The organism is Streptomyces sp. NPDC002130, from assembly GCF_040296465.1.
GTDB lineage: Bacteria > Actinomycetota > Actinomycetes > Streptomycetales > Streptomycetaceae > Streptomyces.
The window spans coordinates 41273-49745 of sequence record NZ_JBEOXI010000027.1; the positions used below are offsets into that span (position 1 = coordinate 41273).

General features: G+C 71.8%; 4 protein-coding genes. All 4 read right to left on the minus strand.

The window, feature by feature from the left end; all coding sequences use genetic code 11:
• A complete protein-coding gene (locus ABT116_RS07725; protein ID WP_351629330.1) occupies positions 1–2463 on the minus strand; it encodes a non-ribosomal peptide synthetase in 2463 nt (820 codons plus the stop codon).
• Entirely contained in the window at positions 2463–4991 is a 2529-nt protein-coding gene (locus ABT116_RS07730) for a Pls/PosA family non-ribosomal peptide synthetase (RefSeq protein WP_351629332.1), read from the minus strand. The genes ABT116_RS07725 and ABT116_RS07730 overlap by 1 nt, the downstream gene beginning before the upstream one ends.
• Before the next feature lie 137 nt (positions 4992–5128).
• Complete coding sequence (locus ABT116_RS07735) at positions 5129–6280, minus strand: serine hydrolase domain-containing protein (protein WP_351629335.1); 1152 nt, start codon at positions 6278–6280, stop codon at positions 5129–5131.
• Between the two features lie 100 nt (positions 6281–6380).
• Positions 6381–8147 carry a TIGR03767 family metallophosphoesterase gene (locus tag ABT116_RS07740; RefSeq protein WP_351629338.1) on the minus strand — a complete coding sequence of 589 codons (1767 nt, stop codon included), beginning with the start codon at positions 8145–8147 and terminating at the stop codon, positions 6381–6383.
• Between the last annotated feature and the right edge of the window lie 326 nt (positions 8148–8473).

Genomic DNA, 8473 nt, shown 5'->3' on the forward strand with positions numbered 1-8473 from the left:
TCACGGTTCTGCGCCGGTCCGGCTGTCGATCAGCCGGGCCAGGTCGGCCAGTACGGGGCGGTCGGCGAGGTCGCGCGGGGAGATCACCCGGTCCACTGCGACCGCGAGCCGTACCGCCGACAGGGAAGTGCCGCCCAGATCGAAGAAGTTGTCGTCCCGGCTGATCCGCCCGGGCGGCAGGCCGAGTTCCGCCTCCCAGCGCGCCGCGAGGCGCCGCTCGCCCGGCGTCCGCGGGGCACCCTGGGAATCCCGGGCCGGACCGAGGTCCTCGGCGAGCGCCGACAGCGCCTTGCGGTCGGTCTTGCCGTTGGCGGTGAGCGGCAGGCGGTCCAGCCGGTGGAGGGACGCCGGGATCATGTACGCCGGCAGCAGGTCCGCGAGCCGCTCCCGCAGCTCCTCGGCGGTCACCGCGCACTCGCTCGTCCAGAAGGCGGCCAGCTGACGGCCGTACTCCTGCGCGCCGGTCACCACGACCGCGCAGTCCGTGACGCCCGGTACGCGCAGCAGCGTGTTCTCGACCTCGCCGATCTCGACCCGGAACCCCCGGATCTTCACCTGCGCGTCCCGGCGGCCGAGGAACTCCAGTTTCCCGTCGGGCCGCCAGCGGCCGAAGTCCCCTCCCCGGTACAGCCGTCGGCCGGGGCGGTGGGGGTCGGCCAGGTAGGCGAGCCGGGTGCGTTCGGCGTCGTTGACGTAGCCGCGGCCGACACACACCCCGGAGAAGACGATGGCGCCGGGCGCGCCGAGCGGAACCGGCAGCAGGTTCTCGTCGACGACGTACTGGTAGACGTTGGCGATGGGCCGGCCGAGCGGGATCCGATCGGCGCCGGGCGCCCGGTCCATGACCTCGTGGTTGGTGTCGTCGGACGTCTCGGTCAGTCCGTAGGCGTTGACCAGTCGCACGGCGGGACCGGTGGTGAACCACCGCTGGACCAGTTCCCCGCGCAGCGCCTCGCCGGTGACGGACACGCACCGCAGGTCCGGCAGGTCCCGGGGGCGGCGTTCCAGCGCGGACAGGATGACGTCGAGATAGGACGGCACCAGTTGCATGACGTTGACGCGGCCCTCGGTGATCGTGTCCAGGAACCGGTCCGCGTCGAGGAGGGCGTCCTGCTCGACCAGCAGGGTCCGCCCGCCCGTCAGCAGCCCCGCGAGCAACTGCCACAGCGAGATGTCGAAGCACTGCGAGGCCGTCTGCGCCACCACGGTGCCCTCGCCGATGCCCAGATCACCGATCTTGGCGTACAGGTGGTTGAGCAGACCGGCGTGCTCGCACAGCGCGCCCTTCGGCTCTCCGGTGGAGCCGGAGGTGAAGAAAACGTACGCGAGCCGGTCCGCCGGTATGTCCAGACCGGGGTCCGTTCCGTCGGCGGCCCGGTCGGTGAGGTCCGGGACGAGCAGCCGCCGGGTTGCGGGGAGCGACGCGAGCGCCCGGTCCAGCTGCCCGGTGCTGCCCGGTTCGGTGAGGACGTACGAGCAGCCGGCGCGGGCGAGCATCGCGCCGATGCGGCCGGGCGGGTGACGTGGGTCGACGGGCAGGTAGACGGCCCCGGCCTTGAGGACGCCGAGCACGGCGGCCGCCCAATGGAGGTCGCGTTCGGTCGCCACGGCGACCGTGTCCTCGGGGCCGACTCCCTCGGCCAGCAGGGCGCGGGCCAGCCGGTTGGCCCGCGTGTTGAGGTCCCCGTACGTCCGGCTGCGGCCCCGGTGGACCACGGCGACGGCGTCCGGAACCTTGCGCGCCCGCTCCTCGAACAGTTCGTGGAACCGGCGGTCCGGCAGAGCGCGGCGCGGTCCGGCCAGCCCGTCGATCTGGAACCGGAGTTCGTCCGCGGAGAGCAGGCTACGGCGGTCATGGGGGGCGTCGGGGTCGGCGGCGATCGCTTCCAGTGCGGCGAGGTGGTATCCCCCGATCCGGGCGGCGCAGTCCGCGTCCAGCAGGTCCGTGCGGTGACGCAGGCGCAGGACGAGCCGGCCGTCCTCGTCGTCCGCCGAGACACCGAGGAGCACGCTGCCGTCCGCCGGGACGGTGACCTCCTGCCCGGCCGGGGCGAACACCGCTTCGGGGCCGGCCGTGGACGGTGAGCCGGTCCCGGACGACGGCACCGCCGCCTCGGCCCGCCGGGCTCGGAGCACCAGCCGGCGCCAGGTGCCGGACCCGACCGTCAGCTCGAAGGGCAGCGGCCCGGTCCGGCCGGGGAGCAGACAGCCGCTGCGTACCTCGGGATCGCCGGAGAGCAGGGCGAGCACCTTCGCGTGTGCGGCGAGGAGGATCGCGGTGAGCGGCACGCCGAGTTCTCGGGCCCGCACGCGCAGGGTCGCCGTCACGTCGCCCGGGACGCGCCTGACGTGCTCCCCGGTGCCGGGCACCGGCTGCTTCGCCCATCGGGGCACGGCCGTGAAGCCGCCCTCGACCCGGCTGTCGCTTCCGGGGACGCGGGCGTCGGTCGCTGTCGCCGCCATCACCGCGCACCTCCGTTCTCGTCGAGGGGGTGTGCCGGATTTCCCGCCCAGCGGGTGTGCCCGGGGACCGTCTCGCCCTTCATCAGGAAGGAGTCCGCCGCCAGCACGGCGCCGTCGCCGACCGTCACTCCGTAGTGCACGAGCGCTCCGACGCCGATGGTGCAGCGGGCACCGAGCGCGCTGCGGTCCGACTTGAACGTGCCGTCCTCCTGGGAGTGGCACTGCAGGACGCTGCCCGAGTTGAGGGTGCAGTCGTCCCCGACGGTGACCATGGGGCGTTCCGTCAGATGGCAACCGTCGTCGAAGACCCGCGCCCCGATCCGGACGCCCAGCAGGCGCCAGACGACGCTCTTGAACGGGGTGCCGTCGAGGACGTGCAGATAGGTCTCGGACGGGACCTTCCAGTACCGCTCACGCATCCAGAAGCGGCGGTCGTAGATCGAGCAGAACAACGGCTCGGGTGGGTGCGCGGCCGTCACGGCCCGCTCGAGGAGGACGTAGTACAGGAGGGTGAACGGCAGCAGGACGGCGTTGGCGAGCGCGAGGACCGCTGTGCCCCACGCGGGGTACCGGCTCGCGGCGAACGCGAAGAGCAGGGCGACGCAGAAGAAGTACAGCCATGCCGTGAGCAGGTGACATGCCATGGTGACGGCGTTGTGCCGGTTCTTGGCCGCGAGGCTGTGGCGCAGGCCGTTCGCGTCCGTGAGTTCGTCGAAGGTGCTGTCCCGGGCCACAGTCCGCGGGATCTCGAAGCAGGGGGAGCCGAGAAGTCCCACATCGTGCCGGAGGGGTCCGCTGACCGGGACCGCCACCTTGGTGGCGAGGAGGCAGTTGTCGCCGGTCCGGCCGCCCGCGGGGTAGGCGATCCGGTTCCCCAGGAAGTTGTGCGCCCCGATCACGGTCGGCGACAACCGGAAGGAGGTGCTGGAGTACTCGGCGTTCATCAGGGACAGTCCGTCCGCGACCATGGTCCCGGTGCCGATCCTGCTCAGGTAGGGGCTCTCGTGCTTGACCGCTGTGCCGAAGTTCGAGCCGGTCTGCTCCACGGGAGTCAGGCGATAGCCGATCCAGCGCAGGTAGTGCGCGATGCAGGAGCTGTCGCCGAACAGGCGCGTCAGGGATTTCCGGTTCGTCATCAGGACGATCGTCCGGTGCACGGAGTAGTGGAAGCCGAAGAGCGGGTACGTCCGGCCGGGCCGGAGGCACCTGCCCAGCAGCCGCGGGACGGTGGCCAGGACCACGAGAGCGGCGAGCAGGCCGCCGAAGAAGACCACGGCCGTGACCACCAGCAGGTCGACGTAGCCCACCGTCGCCCCGCCCTTCGCCACCGCGGAGCCCTCCAGCACCCGGGAGAGCAGCACGTCCAGGCAGCCCACCGCCAGCGGCAGGTACACCAGCAGCACCGTGAGCATCAGCAGGGCACCGTGGGCCGCTCGCCGTGCGGTGCCGCACCGGGCGGGCTGCACTTCCGGGAAGTCGCCGTCCGAGGGCTGGGCCGGAGAGCCCTGCCAGTGCTCGCCGTCGGGGACCGCCTGGCCGGTGTGCAGGGAGGAGGCGTGTCCGAGCCGGGATCCGTCGCCGAGCCGGGTCCCGATGTCCAGCACGGTCACCTCGCTGACGACCGCGCCCCGGCCCAGGGTGACCGGCCCGGTCTCGATCACCCCGTCGGCCGCGTGGTAACAGCTGATCAGCGCGTCCTTGCGGACGAGCGTGCCGTCACCGACGGTCAGCAGATCGGCGCAGACGGGTGCGGAGCGCGACAGGATGGTGACTCCTGTGCCGACCCGCGCACCCAGGGCCCTCAGGAAGAGAGGGTAGAGCGGCGACCCGGCGAACAGGACGAGCGGGCTGGACCGGATCAGCGTCTTGACCAGCCAGAACCGGAAGTAGGTCAGGCTCCATACGCGAAACCGGCGTGGTCTGAACCGGCCGAACAGCAGCCACTTGGCGATCACGGGCAGGGCGCACAGCACGAGGAGCAGCGCGGCACCGAACACGACGCTTCGCAGGTAGGCGTCGAGCAGGTGCGCCTGTGCGGAGATCCATTCGTAGCCCTGGGCGGTGACGGCGGCGAGGAGCAGTGCGTAGACGAGGAGGGCGAGGAGCTGGAGTGCCCCGCAGAGCACGCGGTGGGGGCGGCCCGTCGGCGGTGCCGGTGCCGGGGCCTGTTTCGTGGGCAGTGCGGGCGGGCCGGGCGTCTCGGAGGCGGGTGGTGGCGGGGTGCTGTCGAGCAGTGCGGCGGCCAGGCTGCCGGCGGTCGGATGCCGGTAGACGTCGCGCATCGACACCGGCGGCAGATCCGGCCGGTTCCTCACCCGCGCGCAGAAGTGCGCCATCACCAGGGAGTCGGCGCCGAGATCGTCGAAGAAGTCGCTGTCGGGCGGCACCTCGTCCAGGTGGGCGACGTCCGCCAGCAGGGCGGCGAGCTGCCGCGCCACAGCGGCGACCGCGGTGTGCGGCGGCGCTTCGCGGGGCCGGGCTCCCTTCACGACGCCCCTGGCCGCCTCTTCCAGTTGCTGTCCCGTCATGGGGAGGACCCCCTCGGCTGCGACTCTCGCGTGCCCTTCGCCAGGGATTCGTAGCCGGGCAGCCGAGGGATGGACCATCCGGCTGTTCTTCTCGCAAGGTGAGCGGGTTTCTCATCATGCGAACAGACGGCACCGCCCTACGTGCGGCAGAATTCCGCCTCGATGACCGCGTCGGTGCTCCCCGACCAGTCGCCGTTGAAGTTGACGGCGAGGGAGTGGCGACCGTTCCCGGTGGTCACCGCGTCCGAGTTCGAGCCGTAGATCCCGCCGTCATGGCCCCAGACGTGGACGCCGCAGCTGAGCTTGCGGTCGACCAGACCCAGGCCGTAGCGGCTGGTTTCCCGGCTGGACTCGACCGTGGTCTTCATCTGCTTCAGCTGCTCGGGCGGGAGCAGCCTGCCGCCGAGCAGGGCCGAGTAGAAGCGGGTCAGGTCGGCCGAGCTGGAGACCATCTGGCCGGAGCCGTAGGCCAGGCGCGGGTTCAGTTCCGTGACGTCGTAGGTCGGGCCCGTGTCCGTTCTGGCGAGCTTGGAGTAGGCGCGACTGCCGGGCCGGGGCAGGGTGACCCGGGTGGTGGGGACCGCCGTGGAGGTCAGGTGCAGGGGGGCGATGATCCGGCGGTCGATCTCGTCGCCGTAGTCGTTGCCGGTGGCCTTCTCGATCACCCGCGCGGCCAGGAGGTAGTTGGTGTTGGAGTACGCGAACGACGCGCCGGGCTCGAAGTACGGCCGGTTCCTCATCGCGATGGCGAGCATGTCCTCGGGGGCCGCCTCGTCGAAGCGGTGCTTCATGAAACCGTCCGGGGTCATGTAGGTCTGCTGGAACCCCGGGTCCTCCAGGTAGTCGAAGATGCCGCTGGTGTGGTTCAGGAGCTGCCGGATCGAGACGCGGCCGCCGTCGTGGCCGTTGCCACGGACCGCGCCCGGCAGCCACTTCTCCACCGTGTCGTCGAGCGACAGCCGCCCCTCCGCCTCCAGCTGGAGGACGACCGTGGCGACGAACGTCTTGGTGATGCTGGCGATGCGGTAGTGGTCGCGGGCCGAACGCGGCTTGCCCGTCTCCAGGTCGCCGACGCCGGCCGTGGCCGCCCAGGTGCCGTGGCCCCGCCGTACCGTCAGCGTCACCCCCGGGACGCCGTCGGCCACGGCGGCCCGCACGGCCTGCCGGGTCGCGTCATGGCCGCCGGGTGCGGCGACCGGGCCCGCCGCAACCGCCGGAGCCGCCAGGGCCGCCGACAGTGCCACCGCGGTCGCCGCCGTCAGGGCCGCCGTACGCGCGCGTCTGTTCATGTCCCCGTTTCCCCCTGTCACGTCATGTCGAGTCGTGTCGGGAGGAGGGACTGCGGCGGCCCCGGCGGGGGTTGACCGGCGCCGGACGGTTGAGCGGGTTTCAGCTCTTCTTGAGCACCAGCTCCGTGTTGCGGTCCTCCGGGTCGCCGCCGAGGGTCGTGCTCGCGCCGGGGGCGTTGAGGGACAGCTCGCGGTAGAGGGCCGCGAGGCCGGTCTGGGAGAGGTCGGAGAAGTCCGTGCGGTGCGGGGCGGAGGACTCGACGAGGGTGGTGAACAGGGAGATCGTGCCGTCCTTGTTGTCGGTCAGCTCGATGATCCGGGCGAGCTGCGGGAAGTCGACGTGGGAGGCCGTGGAGATCTCCCAGAAGGAGCCGCCGCTCGCCAGGGCGTGCGGGGTGATGACGTTCTTGTGGATGTGCCCGTTCACCCAGGCGAGCACCCTGGGGTGGCCGCCGAGCAGGGCGAGGACCTCCTGGCCGTTGTGGCGGCGCTCGTTGGGGCGGGCCGGGTCGCTGCGCAGGTTCGTCATCGTCTTGCTGGTGTGATGGCTGAAGATCACCGCGTAGGAGTGCTTGTTGTCCCGCAGTGTCTTGTCCAGCCACTTCAGCTGGGCCGTGCCGATCGACCCCTCGTAGTGGCCGCCGGAGTCGGTGGTGTCAAGGCTGATGCCGATCACGTCGTCGGAGACGCGGAAGGCGTAGTACTGGGTGCCGGCGTCCAGGTTGGCGGAGGAGTAGCCGTGGCCGGCCGGACCGAGGCCGCGGTGGGCCGGGTCCAGGTGCGCCTCGACGTACTCGGCCGGTGTGAAGGGGGCGCGCCTCTCGTCGGGGGTGACCGAACGCATGGAGCGGGCGTGCGACTTCAGGAAGTCGTGGTAGCGGACGCCCTGGGGGTCCCGGGCCTTCTTGATCTGGGCCTGGAGCCGCTGCGCCTCGGCCGCGGTCACGTCCATCAGCTTCTTGCCGCCGACGGCGAGTTCGGTGAGGTACGAGTCGCCGTGCGAGGCGTAGCAGCCCATCGGCAGGGAGTCGTGGTTGCCGACGGTCGAGTACCAGGGCAGGTTGAGGCCGGGGCTGCGCACCTCGCGGATCGCGGCCTTCAGGAAGCCGTCGAGGTGGGGGAAGCCGGCCTGCTTGTCGCTGTCGCGGACGGCGGCGTCCGGCTGCCAGTACTGCTTGAGGCCGCTGTTCTGGACGCCCTCGTAGCGGCGCGGGTCCCCGGTGTTGGGTGTGATGCGCCCGCCGCTCATGATCTTCAGGAACCAGTCCAGCTCGGACTTGGCGTTGTTGTCGGTGTTGTCGCCGGTGGTCATGGCGAAGTGCAGCGGGGCGCCGGTGACGGGGGCGCCGCGCAGCGCGTTGATCCGCTCCACGAGCGCGATCGCGCCCTGCACGGTCAGTGCCTCGTGCGGCCGCCAGGCGTGGATGTCGGCCGAGCGCAGGTACTCCAGGCGCAGCGGGTGCTGGGCGTCGATGATGTGCAGGTCGGTGAGCTGCACGAAGGCGGCGAGCGCGGTACGGCGCCCGGCCCGGCCGGACTTGGGTGCGGCCAGGTCGGAGCGGACGACCCGCTGCCAGCCGGGTCCGTCGCCCAGGCGCCGGTAGCCGGAGCCGGAGCCGGCGCGCGGGGCGGCGACGGACGCCACGGTGGTGCCCTTGGTGTAGGGGGCGAGTGGTGCGGCCGGTGCCTGCCGCGAGGAGGCGGCGACGGCCTCGGTGGCCTGCTGAGCGCCCGTGGCGGCCTGGCTGTCGCTGGGCCGCAGCGCGTAGCCGACACCCCCGGCCAGGGCGACCGCGCCGGTGGCGGCGAGGACGGAACGACGGTGGATGCCCTGGCCGGAGCCGGCGACTGAGCGTGTGCGCGACATGCGCTTCTCTCCCCGAGTGCGAACGCGTCGGCAGTGGTCGCGGGGCGTTCGTGAGATGAACACCCCGCTCGTACTGGATCGTTGGCAGCGGGAATGACCTGGGCGTGAACGAGGCGGCAACGCGCAGCGCCGATCACCGAACGTGGATCTTGGACTACCCTGCGCGTCGCCGCCCGCTCCGGATACGGCCCGGAGCCGGTCACGCGGCGTTCATCTTCCGGGGTACTGCAGCTAGGGCCTGTCGTTTGGATCAGGCCGCAGGGAATCGGCGGATTCTTTCAACGCCGGTGAGCGGGGCCTGGCGCGTGGAGCTGCAAGGCGGAGGA

Coding starts and splice junctions, on each gene's coding strand:
- ABT116_RS07740 (WP_351629338.1), bottom strand. CDS start 8,147: ATGTCGCGCACACGCTCAGTCGCCGGCTCCGGCCAGGGCATCCACCGT.
- ABT116_RS07725 (WP_351629330.1), bottom strand. CDS start 2,463: ATGGCGGCGACAGCGACCGACGCCCGCGTCCCCGGAAGCGACAGCCGG.
- ABT116_RS07735 (WP_351629335.1), bottom strand. CDS start 6,280: ATGAACAGACGCGCGCGTACGGCGGCCCTGACGGCGGCGACCGCGGTG.
- ABT116_RS07730 (WP_351629332.1), bottom strand. CDS start 4,991: ATGACGGGACAGCAACTGGAAGAGGCGGCCAGGGGCGTCGTGAAGGGA.